Consider the following 20,136-nt stretch of genomic DNA (forward strand, 5'->3'; position numbering starts at 1 on the left):
GAAGCACTGCCTCAGTCGCCGATGACGCCCCGGGGAACGACGATCGGCGCGGTTCCGCGGGGGTCGTCCCATACCTCCGCCTCGAGCCCGTAGGCCGCGGCGAGGGATTCGCGCGTGATCGCCTCGCTGGGCGAGCCGTGGGCCATCACCCGCCCGTCGCGCATGACCACCATCGTGTCCGAGTATGCGCCCGCCAGCATCAGGTCGTGGAGCACCATGACAACCGTAAGGCCGTCGCGCGCAAGCTCTCGGGCGAGCTCGAGCACCGACACCGCGTGGGCGGGGTCGAGGTAGGTGGTGGGCTCGTCGAGGAGGAGGACCGGTGTCGTCTGGGCGAGTGCCATCGCCAGCCACACCCGCTGCCGCTGCCCGCCCGAGAGCTCCGCGATGTCCCTGTCCACGTAGTGCGTGACCCCGGTGCGCTCGAGGGCCGCCTCGATTTCGCGGGTGCCCCCCGCCCCGCGGCCGAATCGCCGGTAGGGATGGCGGCCGCGGCTGACCAGCTCGCCCACGGTGAGCCCGGGCGGGGCCGCGGGGTGCTGGGGCAGGAGTGCCACGGTGCGGGCGGCCTCCCGCGCGCCCAGCGAGTGGAGGTCGCGGCCGTCGACAAGCACCTGCCCCGCGCGGGGGGTGAGCAGGTGGGTCATTGTCTTCAGGAGCGTCGACTTGCCGCAGCCGTTCGGGCCGATCAGGGTGGTGACGCTCCCCGGTGCGGCCGTGAGGCTCACCCCGTCGACGACATCGGGGCCGTCGCCGTAACCCGCGCGGACGTTGTGGACCTCAATCATGCGACCACCCTCTGGTTGCGGGCCCTGGCGACGACCAGGGCGACTAGGACGATTCCGCCGATGGCAGAGGTGAGCAGCCCCACGGGAGGGCTGGACGGGAAGAAACCCACCGCTACGGCACACCCGGACAGGAGGGCGGCTCCGGCGAGGGCCGAGACGAGCGGCGGGGGCGTCGGAGCGCGGGACACCCCGCGCGCGAGCTGCGGGGCGATGAGGGCAACGAACCCGATCGGCCCGGCAAGCGACACGGTGACCGCAACGATCCCCGTCGCCGCCACGATGAGGACACCGCGCACCACGGGGAGGCGCACCCCGAGGGAGGTGGCGCTGGGGTCGTCGTGGGCCAGCAGCGGCAGGTCGGCCCCCACCGCCAGACCCGCTACGAGGAAGGGAATGAGACCCAGGGCGAGCGGGGCGAGCGAATCGAACCGCACGTGGGCCAACGAGCCGGCGAGCCACGTCTGGGCATCCGCGGCCCGGGTGAGGTCCGCGCGCAACAGCATGTAACTCACCGCGGCCTGCGCCATCATGGACAACGCCACTCCCACGAGGACGAAGCGGCTGGTGGCGCGGACACCGCCGAGGGCGAGGAGGAGCGCAACGGCCACGATGGCGCCCGCGAGCGCGAGACCGGCCCTCCACCAGAACGCGTCGATGTCCTCCGGCCAGCCCGGACGCGCCACAACCGTGCCGGTGACCACCGCGACGGCCGCTCCCCCGGATACGCCGAGGATGTCCGGGGAGGCGAGGGGATTGCGCGCCACCGTCTGGGTCCAGGCGCCGGCGAGACCGAGGGCCGCACCAATGATGAGCGTCGCTGCGGCGACGGGGAGGCGCAGGTCCCACACGATCTGGTCCGTCCGGGGGGTGCCGCGCCCCGTGAGGGAGCGCAGGACCTCGCCGGGTTCCAGCTGCACGGCGCCCCTCGCCAGCAGCAGGATGTAGGCAGCCGCGGCGACCAGCGTGAACAACGCCGCCGCGAGGAGGCGGCCGCGCAGGCGGCGGGCGCGCTGGTGCCGCAGCATTTCGTGGACGCTCACAGGAGCACCCCGGCCCCGCGCCGCGCCACCCAGATGAGCAGGGGTGCACCCACAATCGCGATCACGACGGACAGGTCCAGCTCCCCGGGGCGCATGACGACGCGCCCGAGGATGTCGGCGCCGAGTACCAGCACCGCGCCGACGAGGGCGACGGGAACCAACATGCGGCTCAGCGAGGGGCCGGTGAAGAAACGTGTGAGGTGCGGTGCGGCAAAACCGACGAAGACCACGGGCCCCACCGCGGCTGTCGCCGAACCCGCGAGAACCGCGATCACCGCGGCCGCGCCAGGGTGCACCCACCGCGGGTCGACTCCCAGGGCCCGCGCCGACTCCTCCCCCATCGAGAGAAGGTCGAGCGGTCGCGCAAGCACGGCGGCCAGCATCAGACCGAGCGCAAGACCCGCGGCCGCAATGGAGATTTCCGTCCACCCGCGGCCCGCGGTCGTGCCGACCGTCCACTGCCGCATGCCGTCGAAGACGCTGTGCGTGCGCAGCGCGAGCATGGTCGCCCCGGCCTGAAGCGAGGCGGTGATGCCCACGCCGACGAGGATGAGCGTGACGGGATCCAGGGAGTGCCGCGCGACGGCGGTGATTACGCCGACCGCTGCGGCACTGCCCACGAGGGCGGCCGCTGAAATGGCCCACGGATGCGAAAGGACGCCGAAGCTCATGGCCACTGCCACCGCGAACGCCGCACCCGCCGTCACACCCAGGTAACCCGGGTCGGCGAGCGGGTTGCGCATCCAGCTCTGCGCGAACGCCCCCGCGAGGGCGAGGGACGCCCCGGCAGCGGCCGCGAGCAGCGTGCGCGGGACCCGGAGGTCCCACACGAGGTGGGCAGCCTCGCCGTCGCCCGGCCCGGAAACGATGGCCCGGAACACGTCATCGGCCGCCGTGGCGTTCGACCCGACGAAGCACGAAGCGACGACGGCGAGGGCCAGCGCACCCGTGCAGAAGGCGACCGTGGCAAGGCGTGAAGGACGCATCAGAGGTTCTTGGACACCTCGTTGAGCGCCCACGGGATGGTCAGCGGATTGGGCATGCTCATCGCGCTGCCCGTGTTCTGGTCCAGGAAGACCACGCGGCCCTCTCTGACGATTTTCAGGTTCTGGAAGTTCGGGTCGTTGCGCAGCTGCTCGGCGGCCCCGCCCCAGTCGACAATGAAGAGGCGGTCAAGCTCATCGAGCCGGCCGAAGTTCTCGGCGGAGAGCGCGTTGTAGAAGGTGTCGGTGCTCTGCAGGTCCTGCGGGATTGTCATGCCCATGTCCTCGACGAACTGCCCGCGGCCGTCACCGGAGCCGTAGATGCTGATCTGCCCGTTGAAGGGCATCGCCACCGCGCCCTTCTTCCCCTGGAGATCACCGTGCGCGGAGCGGAAGTCCTCGAACTTCTTCTCGGTGTCCTTGACCAGGGTGTCCCCCTCGTCCTTCTTGCCCAGCCCTCCAGCAATGGCGCGAACCTGGTCCTCCCAGGGGATCTGCCAGTCCTTCGCGCCATCCGGCTTCACGGTGACCGGGGCGATGTTCCTCAGCTGGGAGAGGGTGTCCTGCTCCAGGACGGTGTTCACGGCGATGATGTTGGTCGGATCGGCGCCGATGACCTTCTCCATCGCCTCGGAGGTGAACCCGGAGCCGGTTCCATAGATCACCACGGGCTGCTTGTCGCCGAAGCGCTCCTCGGCCCACGGGCCGACACCCTTCGGTCCGACGTCACCCTCGCCACCGAAGGGGGCGACCACAGTGGGGACGACCCCCAGCGCGAGGGCGGTGTCCACGTCGCCGAGTCCGAGCGCCGCAACGCGCTCGTTGTTCGCTTCCGCGGCCGCTGCCCCGCTTTCCGACGTCTTCCCTGCCGCGTCACCGCTGTCGGACGCGCGGGAGCACCCCGTCAGGGCGAGGGCGGCGGCGGTGAGCACGGCGGCGGCGCCGCGTCCGGGGCGCCGGAAAGAAATGTTCACGGATGGTCCTTCCTGGGGGCGGGTGCTGTTGTCGGCAGACTCCCACATACTAGGGCTTGCGAAGTAGGTAAGGCAAACCTAATCTGAAAGGGCTACGATTTGCAAGGAGGTTCGAATGGGAACGCACGTGAGGAACCCGCACCGCCTCGTCCCCGTCACGGTCACCGGCGTGGAGCGGCCCGCGGAGGAGCTGGTTCGCGTCACCCTGCACGCCCCCGAATTCCGGGACACCCCCGGCTTCGCCCCCGATGAGTACTTCGGGCTGGTCATGCCGCAGGAGGGGCAGCGGTTCAAGCCATTCCGGATGGGCCACAACCCGCGGGCCTCGGTGTCCTTCATTCCGCGTTCCGAGCGCCCCACGCTGCGCTGGTACACGGTGCGCCACTACCGTCCCGCCGACGCCGAGGTGGATGTCGACGTGGTCACCCACGGTGACAACGGCCCGGGCTCGGCCTGGTTCAACCGGGTCCGCCCCGGGGATACCGCCGGTTTCCTCGGTTGCCACCCGGTATGGGAACCGGCCCAGGGTCGGCTTCTCATCGTTGCCGACCCGAGCTCTCTTCCCGCCGCGCGCCGCGTGCTCTCCCACCTCGAGGCGACGGATCCCGCGTCCCTCGGCACAACGGAGGTCGTGGTGGTGGGCGCGGACGAAGGAATGGTTGAGCCGGGTTTCGCTGATTACTGGGCCCCGCTCGTCGCCCGCCTGCATGTCACGCGAACACCCTCGGCGGCTTCCGCCGATGAGATCGCCCGCCTCTTCACCGTGGAGGGGTGGGACATTCCCGACACGGTCTGGGCGTGCGGCGAGGGGGGCATGGCCAAAAAGGTCCGCAACCTCGCGGTAAAGACCTGGGGCGTCAATTCCAAGGCCATCACGTGGGTTCCCTACTGGTTCGAGGGCCGGCCCCGGCCCTAGCCCCTTTTCAACACCCCCGAGCGCTCGCCGGGAGCGCAGGTCCAGGGGGAAAGCACCAGACCGGTTTTACCTCCATTTCGCCCGTCTGGCGCTTTCCCCGTGCACCCGATGCCCCGCAACCCACGGGGTTAACGCGGCCGGGTACGCAAAAAGGCCCCGCTTACGCGGGGCCTTCAGGCTGCCAGTAGCCGATAGGGGCTAGCGGGCCTTCTCGATGATGTCCACAAGACGGAAGTGCTTGTCCTTGGACAGCGGGCGGGTCTCCTCGATGTGCACGAGGTCACCGACACCGGCGGTGTTGTTCTCGTCGTGCGCCTTCACACGCTTCGAGCTACGCACGATCTTGCCGTACAGGGCGTGGGACTTGCGGTCCTCGACCTCCACGACGATCGTCTTGTCCATCTTGTCGGACACGACGTAGCCACGGCGGCGCTTCTGTGACGCCTTTTCCTTCTTCACTTCGTTCACGTTTGCCTCAGTCATGGTTATGCCTCAGCTCCCGGGACGACGGACAGGCCGAGCTCGCGCTCGCGCAGCACCGTGTAGATGCGTGCGATGTCGCGCTTAACGGTGGAGATGCGGCGGTTGTTGGTCAGCTGGCCGGTGGCGAGCTGGAAACGCAGGTTGAACAGCTCTTCCTTCGCCTCGGTCAGGCGGGTGCGCAGCTCGTCTTCGGTGAGCTCGCGGAACTCGGATGCGGGGGTACCGTTAGCCATTAGAACTGGTCCTCCTTCTTGATGACGCGAACCTTGCACGGAAGCTTCGCGCCGGCGCGGCGGAGGGCTTCGAGTGCGGTTTCCTCGTTCGGGTACGACATCTCGAAGAGGATGCGGCCCGGCTTAACGTTGGCCGCCCACTTCTCCACGGGGCCCTTACCGGAACCCATGCGCACGCCGAGCGGCTTCTGGGTCAGGGGGCGGTCCGGGAAGATGTTGATCCAGACCTTGCCGCCACGCTTGACGTGGCGGTTGATCGCGATACGCGCGGCCTCGATCTGGCGGTTGGTGATGTAGGCCGGCTCGAGAGCCTGGAGGCCGTAGTCACCGAAGTTGATGGTGTTGCCACCCTTGGACACGCCGCGACGGGTCGGGCGGTGCTGGCGGCGGTATTTAACGCGCTTGGGGATAAGCATGTTTTAACCCTCCTGCTTCTGCTCTGCGCGCTGGCGGCGCTGGCCACCGCGGCGGGGGCGGCGGTCACCGCGGCCACGACGGTCGTTCGAGGGAGCGTTGAGCTCGGACTCGCGGACGCCACCGACGACATCGCCCTTGTAGATCCACACCTTGACGCCGATGACGCCGAAGGTGGTGTGCGCCTCCGCAATGCCGTAGTCGATCTCCGCACGGAGGGTGTGCAGCGGCACACGCCCCTCGTGGTAGCGCTCGACGCGGGACATCTCGGCGCCGCCGAGACGACCGGAGGTCATGACCTTGATGCCCTTGACCTGCGGGTTGCGCATGGCGGACTGGATGGCCTTGCGCATCGCGCGACGGAAGGCAACGCGGTTGACCAGCTGCTCCGCGATGGACTGGGCCACCAGGGCAGCGTTGGCGTCGACGTTCTTGACCTCGAGGATGTTGAGGGCGACCATCTTGCCGGTGAGCTTCTCCAGCTCACGGCGAATACGGTCAGCCTCGGCACCGCGGCGGCCGATCACGATGCCCGGGCGGGCGGTGTGGATGTCGACGCGGACACGGTCACGGGTGCGCTCAATCACGACGTCGGCGATGCCGGCGCGCTCAAGACCCTTGGAGAGGAAATCGCGGATCTTGATGTCCTCGGCAACGTAGTCGGCGTAGTTCTTGTCGGCGTACCAGTGGGACTTCCAGTCTGCGGTGATTCCCAGGCGCAGGCCGTGTGGGTGAATTTTCTGGCCCATTACTTAGCCCCTTCCTTGGACTCGACAACAACGGTGATGTGGGACGTGCGCTTCCGGATCTGGAAGGCGCGGCCCTGGGCACGGGGCTGGTAACGGCGCATGGTCGGGCCCTCGTTGGCGTACGCCTCGGAGATGACCAGGGTGCGCGGGTCCAGACCGAAGTTGTTCTCGGCGTTGGCGGCTGCGGACGCGACGACCTTGGCCACCGGCTTGGCGGCACCCTGCGGCGCGTACTTCAGGATCGCGAGGGCCTCGGCGACGGACTTGCCGCGGACGAGGGCCAGCACGCGGCGGGCCTTCATCGGGGAAGTGCGGACGAACCTGGCCGTCGCGGATGCAGTGGTGATGGTGTCAGCCATTGCTTATCGACGTCCCTTCTGGTCCTTGATGTGACCCTTGAAGGTCTTGGTGGGTGCAAACTCGCCGAGCTTGTGGCCGACCATGGACTCGTCGACGAACACCGGGACGTGCTTGCGACCGTCGTGGACGGCGAAAGTGTGTCCGATGAAATCGGGGAGAATGGTCGAGCGGCGAGACCAGGTCTTGATGACCTGCTTGGTGCCGGCCTCGTTCTGAGCGTCCACCTTGTTGAGGAGGTGCTCGTCGACGAACGGGCCTTTCTTAAGGCTGCGTGGCATGTCTGTTTACCTCCTCTTAGCGCTTCTTGTTCGAGCGACGACGGCGCACGATCATGTTGTTCGAGTAACGGTTCGGGTTGCGGGTGCGGCCTTCCTTCTGGCCCCACGGCGAAACGGGGTGGCGTCCACCGGACGTCTTGCCCTCGCCACCGCCGTGCGGGTGGTCGACCGGGTTCATGACAACGCCACGAACCGTCGGGCGCCAGCCCTTCCAGCGCATGCGGCCGGCCTTGCCCCAGCGGATGTTGATCTGATCGGCGTTTCCGACCTCGCCGATGGTGGCGCGGCAGCGGATGTCCACGCGGCGGATCTCGGAGGACGGCATACGCAGAACGGCGTAGGAGCCCTCCTTGCCCAGCAGCTGGATGGAGGTTCCCGCGGAGCGGGCGAGCTTGGCGCCTGCGCCCGGCTTGAGCTCCACGGCGTGGATGGTCGTACCGGTCGGGATGTTGCGCAGCGGAAGGTTGTTGCCCACCTTGATGTCCGCGGTCGGACCCGACTCGATAACGGTGCCCTGGGTCAGACCCTTCGGCGCGATGATGTAGCGCTTCTCACCGTCGTAGTAGTGCAGCAGCGCGATGTTCGCGGTGCGGTTCGGGTCGTACTCGATGTGCGCGACCTTGGCCAGCACGCCGTCCTTGTCGGAGCGGCGGAAGTCGATCACACGGTAGCGGCGCTTGTGGCCGCCGCCGCGGTGACGGGTGGTGATGTGGCCGTGCTGGTTGCGGCCACCCTTCTTGGGAAGCGGGCGCAGCAGGGTCTTTTCCGGGGTGGAGCGGGTGAGCTCCTGGAATTCGGAAACGGAGCTGGCGCGGCGACCCGGGGTTGTCGGCTTGTACTTGCGAATAGCCATAATGTGTCCTTTTCTATCGAGCCACTTAGACGGCTGCGCCGCCGAAGATGTCGATGGAGTCGCTGCCCTCGCGGAGGGTGACGTAGGCGCGCTTGGTGTCCTTGCGCTTGCCCATACCGGTGCGGGAGCGCTTGCGCTTGCCCTCACGGTTGGCGGTGTTCACCGAAGCGACGTCGACGCCGAAGATCTCCTCCACGGCAATCTTGATCTGGGTCTTGTTGGCAGTCGGGTTCACGAGGAACGTGTACGTGTTCTGCTCCATCAGCGCGTAGGTCTTCTCGGAGAGGACCGGGGCGATGACGATGTCACGCGGGTTGGCAAACTTGGCCATTACTTATCCTCCTCCACGGCGACAGCGCTGGCGTTGCCGGCAGCGTTGGCGAGGGTGTGGAGTGCCTCCACCGAGAACACGAGGTCGTCGGCATTGAGCACGTCGTAGGTGTTCAGCTGTGCCGGCTCAAGGATGTGCACACCCGGCAGGTTCCTTGCGGAAAGACGGGAGTTAGTGTCCTCACGGCCGATCACGAGCAGAACGCTCTTGCGGTCAGTCAGGCGCTCCAGGAAGGCGCGGGCGGACTTCGTCGACGGGGTCTGGCCCGGGACGAGATCCTCAACGACGTGGATGCGCGCGTTGCGGGCACGGTCGGTGAGGGCGCCGGCGAGAGCGGCCTTGATCATCTTCTTGGGGGTGCGCTGCGCGTAGGAACGCGGCTGCGGACCGTGGACGGTGCCACCACCGGTGAAGTGCGGAGCGCGGGTCGAGCCCTGACGGGCGCGGCCGGTCCCCTTCTGGCGGAACGGCTTGCGGCCGCCGCCGCGGACCATGCCACGGGTCTTCGTGGCGTGGGTGCCCTGACGCGCGGCTGCCAGCTGTGCGGTGACAACCTGGTGCATCAGGGGGATGGAGGCTTCGCGGTCGAAAAGTTCAGCCGGAAGCTCGACGGTTCCGTTGGTCTTTCCGTCAGCGGTGTGGACGTCAAGAGTCAGGTTCGTCATGCGTGAGCACCGCCCTTCACTGCGGTCTTGACGGTAACAACGCTGCCCTTGGCGCCGGGGATGGCACCCTTGATCAGGATCAGGTTGTTGTCGCCGTCGATGCGTTGAATCTTCAGGTTCTGGGTGGTAACCCGGTTACCGCCCATGCGGCCTGCCATGCGGGTGCCCTTGAGGACGCGACCCGGGGTGGCGCAGCCGCCGATGGAACCCACGCGACGGTGAGCCGCCTGGTTACCGTGGGACGCACCCTGGCCGGCGAAGCCGTGGCGCTTCATCGCGCCGGCATAACCGTGACCCTTGGTGGTGCCCACGACGTCGACGTAGGTGTCGCCGTCGAAGATGTTGGCGGTGATCTCCTGGCCGACCTCGTATGCGGAGGTGTCGTCCATGCGGATCTCGGTGACGTAGCGGCGCGGGTTCACGCCGGCCTTCTTGAAGTGGCCGGCCTGCGGCTTCTTCGTCTTACGGGGATCAATGTCGCCGTAGGCGATCTGGATGGCGGAGTAGCCATCGGTTTCGGGGGTACGAATCTGGGTGACCACGGCCGGCCCAGCCTCGACGACGGTAACCGGGATTACGTGGTTATCCTCGTCGAAGATCTGGGTCATGCCGAGCTTCTTGCCCAGAATGCCCTTGATCTGGTTGTCAGACATGTGTTGGTTCTCCACTGGAAGTTGGGGGATCTCTTGCTGCTCAGAGAGCGTGAGTTTCAGGTGCTACTGAATGTTCACGTCGACGCTGGCCGGGAGGTCGATGCGCATGAGCGCGTCGACGGTCTTGGGCGTCGGGTCGAGAATGTCGATGAGGCGCTTGTGGGTGCGCATCTCGAAGTGCTCGCGAGAGTCCTTGTACTTGTGCGGAGAACGAATAACGGCGTACACGTTCTTTTCAGTGGGCAACGGCACCGGTCCCACGACTCGGGCACCCGTGCGGGTGACCGTCTCGACGATCTTCTTCGCGGATGCGTCGATCGCCTCGTGGTCGTAGGCCTTGAGCCTGATGCGGATCTTCTGTCCCGCCACGCTTACCTCTTCCTCGCATCCCCACATTCGTGCTGAAGCGGTGGGGTTGTAGCTTCTAGTTTCTCTATAACGTTGTCCGGGCTGGGCCCTTGGCTCAACGCCAGTGTCGTTTTCTGACTGTCGTGACACGTCCGAAAGGTGAGGCGCACGGCAAAGAAACTGCGTGCTGCATCAGTGCTTTCGCCTGAGCCCGGCCCCGGGGGCCGGCTGCTCGGGTGTCAGACCCGGAAGGGCGCGTGACCCTTGCGTACTGCCGCTGTTTATTTGCCATGGCCCTTCTCCGGTCCCCGTTAAACGGGTCCCTCTTTCGAAGGTGTCATGTTCGCCGAACCACCGCGCGAAAACGCGCCGTGTTAAGGCAACCGCTCCATTTAAACATGCTGGCAGGCAATACGCAAGACGCTTTCCGACGGCCGCGCGAACGTATCAAATTCATACCAAAACGCCTCCCCCGCCCCTTGCCGCCCCCGTCCGTTCAGCGGCCTGTGTACGCTGGTTCCAACACCCGCTCACCGGCGGAAACGGCCAAGAACTCTCCGGTTGACGGGCCTGCCGGTGCGGGGGATGCAACAAGATACCGGAACCAACCAGGGGCTCGCCCCGCCTTTTCCGAGGAAGGACCGTCATGGCCGAGAACACGAACCGCAACGCCACCGCCGCCGGGAGCACCCCCAGCTCCTCCACGACAGTGAGCCCCGAGCAGCTGCGTCCGCGCAACGAAAACCTGGAAACGGACCACGGCACCACCGTGATCGATGACAATGTGGTGGGCAAGATCGCCGGCATCGCTGCTCGCGAGGTGTCCGGCGTATTCAACCTCGGCGGGGGTGCCGCCCGGATGTGGGGGGCCGTGCGCGAGTCGCTCACGTCCTCCACCAACGTCCAGCAGGGTGTCAACGTGGCCGTGGAAGACGGTCACACCTCCGTCGCCGTGGCCATCATTGCGGAGTACGGGGTTGCGATCCACGAGCTGGCCAACGCCATCCGCGAGAACGTCACCGTGGCCATTACGCGGATGACCGGGCTCGTCGTCGACCGGGTGGACATCACCGTGCACGATGTCCACCTCCCCGGGCAGGACCCTGAGCCGGCCGATCAGCCCGGTGAGGGCTCCCTGAACCCGGCCACCCGCCTGGACCAGTAGCCGTGCTGCCCCCGCTCGTGACCCCGGAAACCGGGCGTGCCGCCCGCGCCGCGGCATTGGCCGTGCCCGGCGTCGCCGGGCTCGATCCGGGGCGTTTCGGCGAGGTCGCCATCCTCCTCCCGGGTGCCCGCATCGAGGGCATCCGTCCCTCGGAGAGAGGCGGGCTCAGGGGCCTGGAAGCGCACCTCGTCTTCGACGTCTCCTCCGGCCGTGACGTCCGCTCGGTCGCCGAGGAGGCCCGTTCCGCCATCGCCGGGGCAACCGGCGCGGACTACGTCGATGTCGTCGTCTCGGACGCGCAGTAAACACCTCCCGAGAAAAGTGGTACCACCATGAACCTTCTTTCCAACAAGGCCGTGCTCGGCATCCTGCTGGGCATCGTCGTGGCCTTCTTCGTCACCTTCGGCGGATGGATGGGCCTGATGTGGCTCGTCCTGTTTTCCGTCGTCGGTGGCGTGATCGGCGCCCAGCTCGATGGCCGGCTCGACCTCGCCGCCCTCATCAGCGCCACGTCGGGCCGGGGTCGCAGCTGATGGGTTCGTCGTCTTTCAACCTCAGCGAGCGCGCCGTCAGCCGCATCGCCGAGGCTGCCGCCCTGGGCGTGCCCGGGTGCGTCAGCCTGGACGCGAAGCTGGCGGGGATCGCGGGTCGCGGACTTCCCCGCGTTGAGGCGCACATCGACCGGCTCGCATCCTCCGTGGACATCGACGCCCAGATCGCGGCCTCCTACCCCTCCCCGGTGGTGGCCGTGACGGATACCGTGCGAGAGGCCGTGATCTCGCACGTGGAAACGCTCACGGGCCTGGCCGTTTCCAGGGTTAATGTCACCGTAGCCAACGTTGTCCCCGCGGCGGGTGAAGACGGCCCCGGCCGCGTTTCCGCGCAGGATGTGGAGGGCCACCCGACCTTTGTCGTGCCCGCTGACATCCGCGTCAAACCCCTCAAGGTTTCCTCCCCCGTCACCCGCCCGCGCAGGGAGCTGAAGTCCGTCGCCCCCGCTCCCCGGCATCCTCTCGCCCATCCCGGGGTCCCCGCGCCTGTGCGGGTCCGTGGAGACGGGTTCGAGCCCCCGGTGCGACCGCTGGTCGCGGTGGCTCCCCCTCCCCCCGTCGTCCCGGCCGCGGTGGAGGTCCCACCCCCGCCGGCATTGCGCCCCGCATCGGCACCCGTGGCCCCCGCGCTCAAGCGGGTCGTCGCGAAGCGGCCTCCGCGGGTGGCCGTCGTCGCCGCGCGACCAGTCGTGCGCTCGGTCGAGGCTCCGGAGCCCACCCACGTTGCCGTGCCCCGCGCTCCCCGGCCCGTTCCGCTGTCCCCGATCGTTATCGAACCGGTGGTGAACCATGTCCCCGCGTACTAACATCTCCCGCTCCGCAAACCCCGCTCCCGGTCCCGAGCCCCGCGGAGTGCCCGCCGTGCGCTGGCTCACCGTCGTGATCGGGCTCGGCCTCCTTGGCCTCGCGGGTCTCGTCGGCCGTGACGTGTGGTTCCGCTACGGTGCCAAGCAGCCGGGGGATTCCTGGGTGGCCTCCGCACTCCAAAGGGCTGCCGCGTATTCCGCCGAGCTTGTTCCCGCCATCGTGGGTATTGCGGCCGCCGTAGCGGGGCTCGTTCTTGTCGTGGCGGCGCTCTCCCCCCGCCCGCGTACCCACGTGCGCTTCGACTCTCCCGCGTCGATCTGGCTGCGGCCCGTGGACATCGCCCGCAAGGCCACTTACACCGCCCGGGAGGTAACGGCGGCGCATAACATCCGCTCGCAGGCGACGCGTTCAAAGCTTCGGGTCCAGCTCCAGGATGACGGAAGCGGCGACATGCTTTCAGGGCGGCTGAGGTCCGCACTCGCCGATGAAATGGCGGGGCTGTACCGCCCTCCGCGCATCGACGTCCGGCTCACTCCCCAGCCCGCACCAACCGAGGAGGCCACCGCATGACTTTCGCACTGTCCGCCCTCGACCGGATCGTTGTCCTCCTCACCGGCCTGCTCCTCATCGCGGCGGGTGTCATTCCGGTCGCCCTGTACTGGCGCGTACCGTGGCTTTCGGAGGCACTTCTGTCCTACGACCGTGGTCAGCTCGCCAGCGTCCCGGGGCAAAATTGGTATGCAACGGCGCTCATCGCAGCCCTGGCCGCCCTGATCATCCTCGGTCTGTGGTTCATCCTCGCGAACATCCGCAACCGCGCCTTCAGCAACCGGGGGATCACCCCGCGGGACGCGGATCACGGGGAGACCGTGCTCAACGTCCAGCGCATTGCGGAAGCAGCGTGCACCCAGCTGGAGGCATCGCCCATGGTGGACAAGGCGGCCTCCACCGTCGCCATGGTGGGCAGGCGCCCCACCGCCACCTTCACGGTGACGGCGGACCCGGGACACAGCTTTGCCGACGTGGCCCGCCTACTGGAGCAGGCGGACGAGGACTTCGCCCTCGCCTGCCCCGGCGTGGACATCGACACCGTCTACAAGCTGCAGCTCGACCGCATCACCAGCTGACCGGCCCAAGCAGAACGGATCGCTTCACCCGGCCCAGCACCACCGGCTTCCCGCCACCCGCTGGGGCGATTTCCATGTTTTCCGCGGCCGCGCACCGCACGATCCGATCCCAAGCGATCACTCGAGCCTCCACGTCGCGCCGGTGCTGCTCCCACACGCGAAGGCGCGGTCCCACCACCGCCCGGTTGCCGTCCTCGAAAAGGACGAGCCACCGCGCCTCCCCCAGCGCGTCACGGCGCAACCCGGTAAGCGGGGGAGCATCGGCCGGGTCAAAACTGCTCACCAGCCGCACCACACCGAGCCGGTGCTCTATCTCCTCCGTGTCACGTACGACCAGCGGCCGCCCGGGGCCCGTGCGGCGCAGGGAAGCAAACGTCCACACCGAGGGCATCGCTGCCGGCTCAGCGGCGTCCCGCACGACAATTACGTCGTTAGCGAGCGTTACCAGCCTTGGCGGGGACGCGGTAGAGATGGACAGGTTGCTAGATGGGTGGGCGTCGATAAGCGAGGGGTGCTCCCTCTCCATCTCTGTGAGCGCCTCCACCAGCTCGGCATCGCTGGCGCCCCAGCCCGCGCCCCGAGTGGCGAGCACCCCCATAAGGGCGCTGAGGGTGAGATCAGGTTGACCCTCCCACGCCCGTTGCAGTCGTTCGAGGACGCGGGGAATGCGGGTGGGGTCCGTGGATTCGTACACGCGTTAGGAGTCTACGCGTGCGAAAAGGCCACCCTCCCCAACGGGGAAGGGCGGCCTTTAGAGCTGGTGCTGGCGTTAGCCGGACCCAGCGACTCAGTCCGTGAGGATTAGTCGAGGATCTTGGTCACGCGGCCAGCGCCGACGGTGCGGGAGCCCTCGCGGATGGCGAAGCGCAGGCCCTCGTCCATGGCGACCGGCTGAATGAGCTCAACGGTCATCTCGACGTTGTCACCCGGCATAACCATCTCGGTGCCCTCCGGCAGCTTGACGACACCGGTGACGTCGGTGGTGCGGAAGTAGAACTGCGGACGGTAGTTGTCGAAGAACGGGGTGTGGCGGCCGCCCTCGTCCTTGGACAGGACGTAGACGGAACCCTCGAACTTGGTGTGGGGGGTGTAGGCGCCCGGCTTGATGACAACCTGGCCGCGCTCGACATCCTCGCGCTTCAGACCACGCAGCAGGAGGGCGGCGTTGTCGCCGGCCTCAGCGGTGTCGAGAAGCTTGTTGAACATCTCGATGGAGGTGACGGTGGTCTTCTGGACCTTGTCGCGGATACCGATGATCTCGACCTCGTCGTTGAGGTTGAGGACACCGCGCTCGACACGGCCGGTCACGACCGTGCCGCGGCCGGAAATGGTGAAGATGTCCTCGATCGGCATCAGGAAGTCGCGGTCGGTCTCGCGGACCGGGTCCGGGATGGAGTCGTCGCAGGCCTGCATGAGGTCCAGGACGGACTGAACCCACTTCTCATCGCCCTCGAGGGCCTTGAGAGCGGAGATGTGGACGATCGGGGCATCCTCGTCGTAGTCCTGCTCGCCGAGGAGCTCGCGGACCTCCATCTCGACGAGCTCGATGATCTCCTCGTCATCAACCATGTCGCACTTGTTCAGCGCAACGAGGATGTAGGGGACGCCGACCTGGCGGGCGAGAAGCACGTGCTCGCGGGTCTGCGGCATCGGGCCGTCGGTGGCGGCGACCACGAGGATCGCGCCGTCCATCTGAGCGGCACCGGTGATCATGTTCTTGATGTAGTCGGCGTGGCCCGGAGCGTCCACGTGAGCGTAGTGGCGCTTCGGGGTGTTGTACTCCACGTGGGAGATGTTGATGGTGATGCCGCGCTCGCGCTCCTCGGGAGCCTTGTCGATCGCGTCGAAGGCGAAGGCCTTGTTCTCCTCCGGGTAGGCGTCAGCCAGCACCTTGGTGATGGCGGCCGTGGTGGTGGTCTTGCCGTGGTCGACGTGACCGATCGTGCCGATGTTTACGTGCGGCTTCGTACGCTCAAATTTAGCCTTTGCCACTGCATGTCCTCCTGGACTTCATGGTGGCTACGACGTTCGCAGCCACGTGGTTTACATTTCGCCTTGACCCGCCCCGGTGCAACCCGGGCGCGCGACAATGGCCATTTCACAATGTGCCAGTTACAACATCCTAGAGTTCGGCGAACCGTTTTTCAAACCGCTGCGCACCCCTGACGGGGCATTCGGCGGCGTGCAACAGTTCCCCGAAAGCGAGGATCTGCCACGGGAATAACGGCCGGCTCAGGCCGGGATCCGGTCCTCTGGACCACCGGTCTCAGCCCGGCCGCTACTCCCCTGGCGCCCCTCCCCGGTGCACTCCGGGACCCGCTGGCACGCGGGCCCCGCACCGGGAAGGCGCGTGGTGGGCTTTACTTGCCGTTGCGCTGCTCGATGATCTCCTGCGCGACGCTCTGCGGAACCTCGGCGTAGGAGTCGAACACCATCGTAAAGTTCGCGCGGCCGGCGGTGCTGGAGCGCAGGTCGCCGATGTAGCCGAACATCTCGGACAGCGGAACCTTGGCCTTCACGACCTTGGCACCGGCGCGGTCCTCCATGGCGTAGACCTGGCCACGGCGGGAGCTGATGTCGCCGTTCACGGTACCCATGTACTCCTCGGGGGTGACGACCTCCACGGCCATCAGCGGCTCGAGCAGGACCGGCTTCGCCTTGGCGACGGCCTCCTTGAGCACCTGGGAGCCGGCGACCTTGAAGGCCATCTCGGAGGAGTCCACCTCGTGGTAGGCGCCGTCTTCGAGGGTGGCCTTGATGTTCACCAGCGGGAAGCCGGCAAGGAAGCCGTACTGCATCGCGTCCTGGATGCCGGCGTCGACGGAGGGGATGTACTCCTTCGGCACGCGGCCGCCGGTGACGGCGTTTTCGAACTTGTAGTTCGCGGACTCGCCCTCGGCAAGCTCCTCCGGGTCCGGGTTGTACGGCTCGATGGAGACGATGACCTTCGCGAACTGGCCGGAACCACCGGTCTGCTTCTTGTGGGTGTAGTCGAGGGACTCCACCTTCTTGCGGATGGTCTCGCGGTAGGCGACCTGCGGGGAGCCGATGTTCGCCTCGACCTTGAACTCGCGCTTCATGCGGTCGACGAGCACGTCGAGGTGGAGCTCGCCCATGCCGCCGATGACGGTCTGGCCGGTTTCGTCGTCAAGCTTGACGGTGAAGGTCGGGTCCTCTTCGGCCAGCTTCTGGATGGCGGTGCCGAGCTTCTCCTGGTCGGCCTTGGTCTTCGGCTCGATGGCCACCTGGATAACCGGGTCCGGGAAGTCCATGGACTCGAGGATGATCGGGTGATCCGGGTTGCACAGGGTGTCGCCGGTGGTGGTGTTCTTCAGACCGATGAACGCGTAGATGTTTCCGGCGTCGGCGTGCTCGACCGGGTTCTCCTTGTTCGCGTGCATCTGGAAGAGCTTGCCCACGCGCTCCTTGTTCTGCTTCGTGGAGTTGAGCATCTGCTCGCCCGGGATGGCCTGGCCGGAGTAGACGCGCACGTAGGTCAGCTTGCCGAAGAACGGGTGAACCGCGATCTTGAAGGCAAGGGCGGAGAACGGCTCGTCGACGGACGGCTTACGGGTGAGCTCCTCCTCGCCGTCGAGGGCGGTGCCGTGGACCTCGCCGATGTCCAGCGGGCTGGGCAGGTAGTCGACGACGGCGTCGAGAAGCGGCTCAATGCCCTTGTTGCGGTAGGCGGTGCCGCAGTAGACCGGGTAGATCTCGGAGGCGACCGTGAGCTTGCGGATCGCACCCTTGATCTCGTCGATGGTGAGTTCCTCGCCACCGAAGTACTTCTCCATGAGCTCCTCGTCGGACTCGGCGACGGTCTCGAGAAGCTTCTCGCGGTACTCGTCGGCCTTGTCCTTCAGGTCGGCCGGGATCTCCTGGATCTGCGGCGGGGTGCCGGTCTCGACCTTGCCCGGCCACAGCAGGGCCTTCATCTCGATGAGGTCGATGACACCGTCGAAGTCGTCCTCCGCACCGATCGGCAGCTGCATGACGAGCGGCTTGGCACCGAGGCGGTCGATGATGGTCTGCACCGTGAAGTAGAAGTCCGCGCCGAGCTTGTCCATCTTGTTGACGAAGCAGATGCGCGGCACGTCGTACTTGGCGGCCTGGCGCCAGACCTGCTCGGACTGGGGCTCGACGCCCTCCTTGCCGTCGAACACCGCGACAGCACCGTCGAGGACGCGCAGGGAGCGCTCGACCTCGACCGTGAAGTCCACGTGGCCCGGGGTGTCGATGATGTTGATCTGGTTGTTGTTCCAGAAGCACGTCACGGCCGCGGATGTGATGGTGATGCCGCGCTCCTTCTCCTGCTCCATCCAGTCGGTGGTCGCGCCGCCGTCGTGGGTTTCGCCCACCTTGCGGTTGATACCGGTGTAGAACAGAATGCGCTCGGTGGTGGTGGTCTTACCGGCATCGATGTGGGCCATGATGCCGATGTTGCGGACCTTGTTCAGGTCCTTAAGCACTTCTTGTGCCACGTTTATTACCCCAACTTAAGAGTCGTCGACGCTGTGGCCTGCGGGCTGCGCCCTTGGCCAGGAAACGTCTCTGGCGAATATTTATCTTTGTCAATTCTGCCACTTTTCGGGCCAAGCGGCAGCGCGGGCGGCTGGAGAGAGGCGGCCCCGGTGCCTCGCGGAACCCCGGGGCCCCGGGGTTATCCGTCCCGGGTACGGCGAAACCCCGCCGGCGTCACCCACCCCGCCTCAGGAGCTGAGCTGTATGCAGTTCGGCCTCTGACGGGATGCGGTGCGCGCGGGTCGGGGTCTCGCAAAATCTCTCACAATCGCGGGATTACCAGCGGTAGTGGGCGAAGGCGCGGTTGGCCTCGGCCATCTTGTGGGTATCCTCGCGGCGCTTGACGGACGCGCCGAGACCGTTGGACGCATCCAGGATCTCGTTGGCAAGGCGCTCGATCATGGTGTTCTCGCGGCGCTGGCGGGTGAAGGTGACCATCCAGCGCAGGGCGAGGGTGTTGGAGCGGGCCGGCTTGACCTCGACGGGGACCTGGTAGGTCGCACCGCCGACGCGGCGGGAGCGGACCTCGAGATCCGGGCGGATGTTGCCGAGGGCCTTCTCGAGGGTGCCGACGGGATCGGTGCCGGTCTTCTCGCGACAGATCTCGAGGGCGCCGTAAACGATGCGCTCGGCGGTGGACTTCTTGCCGTCGCGGAGGATCTTGTTGACCAGCTGGGTCACGACCTCGGAGTTGTACACCGGGTCCTTGACGACGGGACGCTTCGGAGCTTGCTGCTTACGCATTGGTGATTACTGTCCCTTCTTTGCGCCGTAGCGGGAACGCGCCTGCTTACGGTCCTTGACGCCCTGGGTATCCAGCGCGCCGCGGATGATCTTGTAGCGGACACCCGGGAGGTCCTTCACGCGGCCACCGCGCACGAGCACCATGGAGTGCTCCTGCAGGTTGTGGCCCTCGCCCGGAATGTAGGCGGAAACCTCGATACCGGAGGTCAGGCGGACACGCGCGACCTTACGCAGAGCGGAGTTCGGCTTCTTCGGGGTGGTGGTGTAGACGCGGGTGCACACGCCGCGACGCTGCGGCGAGCCCTTCAGGGCCGCGGTGGCAACCTTGCCACGCTTGTCGTGGCGGCCCTTGCGGACCAGCTGCTGAATAGTTGGCATTAAACAGTTCCTTCGTTCGAGAGGTGCTCGTACATGCAAAAATGGGGGCTCTTTTCCGGGGCCCTGCCGCATGTCTTCCGTTTTCACAGCGCTTGCGCGGTGCGAAACGAAACCCCCTCGAGTATAGGGGCCCCACGTGCGCAAACAAAATCGCGGTTTCGCCTCCCCCGGGTTTCCGGCCCGGTACCTTTCGGGGCATGAACGCTTTGCGACGCCCCAGTCTCCTCCTCCCCCTCCTCGCGGCCACCGCCTTGGCAGCCTGCGCCGCCGACGGCTCCGACGACGCCCTTCCCGAACCCTCCACCTCGGCGAGCGGTTCGTCGGGGACCGTCACGCTGTCCACTACGGTGGTCACGGATGCCCCCGGCACCGTCTCGACCACCGCATCCACCACTTCCCCACCCGTTACCGCGTCACCCTCCGAGATCTCGGGATCCCCGATGGGCCACAACGACGGGCCGAAGGAATCACAGACGGGGGAGGTGTGCGGGGAGGTGAGCGGCAGGGACGGCCAGCGGCACACGGCGCTCGCGGATAAGCCGGGCACGGATTGCGCCGCCGCCCTGGCGGCGCTTCAGTCCTACTTCGATGGCATGCCCTACTCAGGGCACGGCAACGCGCAGATTGTCGAATTCGGCGACGTGCACTGCTCTGCGCCCACCTACGCAACCTCCGTCGAGCAAAACTTATCCGCGGGTTGCTCCGGCCCGTTCGGCGGAATCCGCGTGCCCGTCACCTACTGACCCGGCGCGGCAAAAAGGGCCCCGGGACACAA

General features: G+C 67.0%; 28 protein-coding genes. 8 read left to right on the top strand and 20 right to left on the bottom strand.

The window, feature by feature from the left end; translation table 11 throughout:
* Nucleotides 1–11: 11 nt before the first annotated feature.
* The 4 genes from B3611_RS00955 to B3611_RS00970 are packed head-to-tail and all read right to left on the bottom strand — an operon-like array spanning nucleotide 12 to nucleotide 3,785.
* Entirely contained in the window at nucleotides 12–788 is a 777-nt protein-coding gene (locus B3611_RS00955) for an ABC transporter ATP-binding protein (RefSeq protein WP_291313214.1), read from the bottom strand.
* Nucleotides 785–1,828, bottom strand: coding sequence for a FecCD family ABC transporter permease (locus tag B3611_RS00960; RefSeq protein WP_291313215.1), 1,044 nt, complete (start codon nucleotides 1,826–1,828; stop codon nucleotides 785–787). The genes B3611_RS00955 and B3611_RS00960 overlap by 4 nt, the downstream gene beginning before the upstream one ends.
* On the bottom strand, nucleotides 1,825–2,814 hold the full coding sequence (locus B3611_RS00965; protein ID WP_291313216.1) for a FecCD family ABC transporter permease: 990 nt from the start codon (nucleotides 2,812–2,814) through the stop codon (nucleotides 1,825–1,827). Before B3611_RS00965 ends, B3611_RS00960 begins: the two co-directional genes overlap by 4 nt.
* Nucleotides 2,814–3,785 (bottom strand): ABC transporter substrate-binding protein, encoded by a 972-nt coding sequence (locus B3611_RS00970; protein WP_291313217.1) that lies wholly within the window; start codon nucleotides 3,783–3,785, stop codon nucleotides 2,814–2,816. Before B3611_RS00970 ends, B3611_RS00965 begins: the two co-directional genes overlap by 1 nt.
* Before the next feature lie 115 nt (nucleotides 3,786–3,900).
* Between B3611_RS00970 and B3611_RS00975 the strand changes: the two genes are divergently transcribed.
* Nucleotides 3,901–4,701 (top strand): siderophore-interacting protein, encoded by an 801-nt coding sequence (locus B3611_RS00975; RefSeq protein WP_291313218.1) that lies wholly within the window; start codon nucleotides 3,901–3,903, stop codon nucleotides 4,699–4,701.
* Nucleotides 4,702–4,899: 198 nt separating this feature from the next.
* On the opposite strand, the gene rpsQ is transcribed toward B3611_RS00975, so the two are convergent.
* The 11 genes from rpsQ to rpsJ all read right to left on the bottom strand — a co-directional run bounded on the left by rpsQ (nucleotide 4,900) and on the right by rpsJ (nucleotide 10,089).
* Nucleotides 4,900–5,184: a 30S ribosomal protein S17 gene (gene rpsQ, locus B3611_RS00980; RefSeq protein WP_291313219.1), complete on the bottom strand. Its 285-nt coding sequence runs from the start codon at nucleotides 5,182–5,184 to the stop codon at nucleotides 4,900–4,902.
* A gap of 2 nt (nucleotides 5,185–5,186) precedes the next feature.
* Nucleotides 5,187–5,417, bottom strand: coding sequence for a 50S ribosomal protein L29 (gene rpmC, locus B3611_RS00985; RefSeq protein ID WP_291313220.1), 231 nt, complete (start codon nucleotides 5,415–5,417; stop codon nucleotides 5,187–5,189).
* Nucleotides 5,417–5,833 carry a 50S ribosomal protein L16 gene (gene rplP, locus B3611_RS00990; RefSeq protein ID WP_291313221.1) on the bottom strand — a complete coding sequence of 139 codons (417 nt, stop codon included), beginning with the start codon at nucleotides 5,831–5,833 and terminating at the stop codon, nucleotides 5,417–5,419. The genes rpmC and rplP overlap by 1 nt, the downstream gene beginning before the upstream one ends.
* Before the next feature lie 3 nt (nucleotides 5,834–5,836).
* The gene (gene rpsC / locus B3611_RS00995; RefSeq protein WP_291313222.1) at nucleotides 5,837–6,580 is read right to left on the bottom strand and encodes a 30S ribosomal protein S3; all 744 of its coding nucleotides are present in this window, start codon (nucleotides 6,578–6,580) and stop codon (nucleotides 5,837–5,839) included.
* A complete protein-coding gene (rplV, locus tag B3611_RS01000) occupies nucleotides 6,580–6,939 on the bottom strand; it encodes a 50S ribosomal protein L22 (protein WP_291313223.1) in 360 nt (119 codons plus the stop codon). The genes rpsC and rplV overlap by 1 nt, the downstream gene beginning before the upstream one ends.
* A 3-nt stretch (nucleotides 6,940–6,942) precedes the next feature.
* Nucleotides 6,943–7,218 (bottom strand): 30S ribosomal protein S19, encoded by a 276-nt coding sequence (gene rpsS / locus B3611_RS01005; protein ID WP_291313224.1) that lies wholly within the window; start codon nucleotides 7,216–7,218, stop codon nucleotides 6,943–6,945.
* A gap of 16 nt (nucleotides 7,219–7,234) precedes the next feature.
* Nucleotides 7,235–8,071 (bottom strand): 50S ribosomal protein L2, encoded by an 837-nt coding sequence (gene rplB / locus B3611_RS01010; protein ID WP_291313225.1) that lies wholly within the window; start codon nucleotides 8,069–8,071, stop codon nucleotides 7,235–7,237.
* 25 nt (nucleotides 8,072–8,096) lie between these two features.
* The gene (gene rplW / locus B3611_RS01015; protein WP_291313226.1) at nucleotides 8,097–8,402 is read right to left on the bottom strand and encodes a 50S ribosomal protein L23; all 306 of its coding nucleotides are present in this window, start codon (nucleotides 8,400–8,402) and stop codon (nucleotides 8,097–8,099) included.
* Complete coding sequence (gene rplD / locus B3611_RS01020) at nucleotides 8,402–9,067, bottom strand: 50S ribosomal protein L4 (protein ID WP_291313227.1); 666 nt, start codon at nucleotides 9,065–9,067, stop codon at nucleotides 8,402–8,404. The genes rplW and rplD overlap by 1 nt, the downstream gene beginning before the upstream one ends.
* Nucleotides 9,064–9,720, bottom strand: a complete 657-nt coding sequence (gene rplC, locus B3611_RS01025) for a 50S ribosomal protein L3 (RefSeq protein ID WP_291313228.1) — start codon at nucleotides 9,718–9,720, stop codon at nucleotides 9,064–9,066. The genes rplD and rplC overlap by 4 nt, the downstream gene beginning before the upstream one ends.
* A 63-nt stretch (nucleotides 9,721–9,783) precedes the next feature.
* Nucleotides 9,784–10,089, bottom strand: a complete 306-nt coding sequence (gene rpsJ, locus B3611_RS01030) for a 30S ribosomal protein S10 (protein ID WP_003848085.1) — start codon at nucleotides 10,087–10,089, stop codon at nucleotides 9,784–9,786.
* 625 nt (nucleotides 10,090–10,714) lie between these two features.
* On the opposite strand from rpsJ, the gene B3611_RS01035 reads away from it, so the two are divergent.
* Genes B3611_RS01035 through B3611_RS01060 form a run of 6 tightly spaced genes read left to right on the top strand, consistent with a single transcriptional unit; the run spans nucleotide 10,715 to nucleotide 13,718 of the window.
* A complete protein-coding gene (locus B3611_RS01035) occupies nucleotides 10,715–11,233 on the top strand; it encodes an Asp23/Gls24 family envelope stress response protein (protein ID WP_291313229.1) in 519 nt (172 codons plus the stop codon).
* Between the two features lie 2 nt (nucleotides 11,234–11,235).
* Complete coding sequence (locus tag B3611_RS01040; protein ID WP_291313230.1) at nucleotides 11,236–11,538, top strand: hypothetical protein; 303 nt, start codon at nucleotides 11,236–11,238, stop codon at nucleotides 11,536–11,538.
* A gap of 27 nt (nucleotides 11,539–11,565) precedes the next feature.
* On the top strand, nucleotides 11,566–11,766 hold the full coding sequence (locus B3611_RS01045) for a hypothetical protein (protein WP_291313231.1): 201 nt from the start codon (nucleotides 11,566–11,568) through the stop codon (nucleotides 11,764–11,766).
* Entirely contained in the window at nucleotides 11,766–12,590 is an 825-nt protein-coding gene (locus B3611_RS01050; protein ID WP_291313232.1) for an Asp23/Gls24 family envelope stress response protein, read from the top strand. The genes B3611_RS01045 and B3611_RS01050 overlap by 1 nt, the downstream gene beginning before the upstream one ends.
* Nucleotides 12,574–13,161, top strand: coding sequence for a hypothetical protein (locus B3611_RS01055; protein ID WP_291313233.1), 588 nt, complete (start codon nucleotides 12,574–12,576; stop codon nucleotides 13,159–13,161). Before B3611_RS01050 ends, B3611_RS01055 begins: the two co-directional genes overlap by 17 nt.
* The gene (locus B3611_RS01060; protein WP_291313234.1) at nucleotides 13,158–13,718 is read left to right on the top strand and encodes a hypothetical protein; all 561 of its coding nucleotides are present in this window, start codon (nucleotides 13,158–13,160) and stop codon (nucleotides 13,716–13,718) included. Before B3611_RS01055 ends, B3611_RS01060 begins: the two co-directional genes overlap by 4 nt.
* Here B3611_RS01060 and B3611_RS01065 read toward each other — a convergent pair.
* The 5 genes from B3611_RS01065 to rpsL form a co-directional block, all read right to left on the bottom strand.
* Nucleotides 13,708–14,412, bottom strand: a complete 705-nt coding sequence (locus B3611_RS01065; RefSeq protein WP_291313235.1) for a hypothetical protein — start codon at nucleotides 14,410–14,412, stop codon at nucleotides 13,708–13,710. The genes B3611_RS01060 and B3611_RS01065 overlap by 11 nt on opposite strands.
* A 107-nt stretch (nucleotides 14,413–14,519) precedes the next feature.
* Entirely contained in the window at nucleotides 14,520–15,710 is a 1,191-nt protein-coding gene (gene tuf, locus B3611_RS01070) for an elongation factor Tu (RefSeq protein WP_291313236.1), read from the bottom strand.
* Nucleotides 15,711–16,078: 368 nt separating this feature from the next.
* On the bottom strand, nucleotides 16,079–18,199 hold the full coding sequence (gene fusA, locus B3611_RS01075) for an elongation factor G (RefSeq protein WP_291313237.1): 2,121 nt from the start codon (nucleotides 18,197–18,199) through the stop codon (nucleotides 16,079–16,081).
* A gap of 316 nt (nucleotides 18,200–18,515) precedes the next feature.
* Complete coding sequence (gene rpsG / locus B3611_RS01080; RefSeq protein WP_291313238.1) at nucleotides 18,516–18,983, bottom strand: 30S ribosomal protein S7; 468 nt, start codon at nucleotides 18,981–18,983, stop codon at nucleotides 18,516–18,518.
* Nucleotides 18,984–18,989: 6 nt separating this feature from the next.
* A complete protein-coding gene (gene rpsL, locus B3611_RS01085; protein WP_019193925.1) occupies nucleotides 18,990–19,361 on the bottom strand; it encodes a 30S ribosomal protein S12 in 372 nt (123 codons plus the stop codon).
* Between the two features lie 197 nt (nucleotides 19,362–19,558).
* Between rpsL and B3611_RS01090 the strand changes: the two genes are divergently transcribed.
* On the top strand, nucleotides 19,559–20,104 hold the full coding sequence (locus B3611_RS01090) for a hypothetical protein (protein WP_291313239.1): 546 nt from the start codon (nucleotides 19,559–19,561) through the stop codon (nucleotides 20,102–20,104).
* Nucleotides 20,105–20,136 lie beyond the last annotated feature (32 nt).

The organism is Corynebacterium sp. UBA2622, assembly GCF_002339505.1.
Lineage (GTDB): Bacteria > Actinomycetota > Actinomycetes > Mycobacteriales > Mycobacteriaceae > Corynebacterium.

Excerpts from the sequence above, each read along its gene's own strand:
- B3611_RS00955 (WP_291313214.1), bottom strand. The coding sequence starts at position 788 with ATGATTGAGGTCCACAACGTCCGCGCGGGTTACGGCGACGGCCCCGAT.
- B3611_RS00965 (WP_291313216.1), bottom strand. The coding sequence starts at position 2,814 with ATGCGTCCTTCACGCCTTGCCACGGTCGCCTTCTGCACGGGTGCGCTG.
- B3611_RS00975 (WP_291313218.1), top strand. The coding sequence starts at position 3,901 with ATGGGAACGCACGTGAGGAACCCGCACCGCCTCGTCCCCGTCACGGTC.
- rpsQ (WP_291313219.1), bottom strand. The coding sequence starts at position 5,184 with ATGACTGAGGCAAACGTGAACGAAGTGAAGAAGGAAAAGGCGTCACAG.
- rpmC (WP_291313220.1), bottom strand. The coding sequence starts at position 5,417 with ATGGCTAACGGTACCCCCGCATCCGAGTTCCGCGAGCTCACCGAAGAC.
- rplP (WP_291313221.1), bottom strand. The coding sequence starts at position 5,833 with ATGCTTATCCCCAAGCGCGTTAAATACCGCCGCCAGCACCGCCCGACC.
- rpsC (WP_291313222.1), bottom strand. The coding sequence starts at position 6,580 with ATGGGCCAGAAAATTCACCCACACGGCCTGCGCCTGGGAATCACCGCA.
- rplV (WP_291313223.1), bottom strand. The coding sequence starts at position 6,939 with ATGGCTGACACCATCACCACTGCATCCGCGACGGCCAGGTTCGTCCGC.
- rpsS (WP_291313224.1), bottom strand. The coding sequence starts at position 7,218 with ATGCCACGCAGCCTTAAGAAAGGCCCGTTCGTCGACGAGCACCTCCTC.
- rplB (WP_291313225.1), bottom strand. The coding sequence starts at position 8,071 with ATGGCTATTCGCAAGTACAAGCCGACAACCCCGGGTCGCCGCGCCAGC.
- rplW (WP_291313226.1), bottom strand. The coding sequence starts at position 8,402 with ATGGCCAAGTTTGCCAACCCGCGTGACATCGTCATCGCCCCGGTCCTC.
- rplD (WP_291313227.1), bottom strand. The coding sequence starts at position 9,067 with ATGACGAACCTGACTCTTGACGTCCACACCGCTGACGGAAAGACCAAC.
- rplC (WP_291313228.1), bottom strand. The coding sequence starts at position 9,720 with ATGTCTGACAACCAGATCAAGGGCATTCTGGGCAAGAAGCTCGGCATG.
- B3611_RS01035 (WP_291313229.1), top strand. The coding sequence starts at position 10,715 with ATGGCCGAGAACACGAACCGCAACGCCACCGCCGCCGGGAGCACCCCC.
- B3611_RS01045 (WP_291313231.1), top strand. The coding sequence starts at position 11,566 with ATGAACCTTCTTTCCAACAAGGCCGTGCTCGGCATCCTGCTGGGCATC.
- B3611_RS01050 (WP_291313232.1), top strand. The coding sequence starts at position 11,766 with ATGGGTTCGTCGTCTTTCAACCTCAGCGAGCGCGCCGTCAGCCGCATC.
- B3611_RS01055 (WP_291313233.1), top strand. The coding sequence starts at position 12,574 with ATGTCCCCGCGTACTAACATCTCCCGCTCCGCAAACCCCGCTCCCGGT.
- B3611_RS01060 (WP_291313234.1), top strand. The coding sequence starts at position 13,158 with ATGACTTTCGCACTGTCCGCCCTCGACCGGATCGTTGTCCTCCTCACC.
- rpsG (WP_291313238.1), bottom strand. The coding sequence starts at position 18,983 with ATGCGTAAGCAGCAAGCTCCGAAGCGTCCCGTCGTCAAGGACCCGGTG.
- rpsL (WP_019193925.1), bottom strand. The coding sequence starts at position 19,361 with ATGCCAACTATTCAGCAGCTGGTCCGCAAGGGCCGCCACGACAAGCGT.
- B3611_RS01090 (WP_291313239.1), top strand. The coding sequence starts at position 19,559 with ATGAACGCTTTGCGACGCCCCAGTCTCCTCCTCCCCCTCCTCGCGGCC.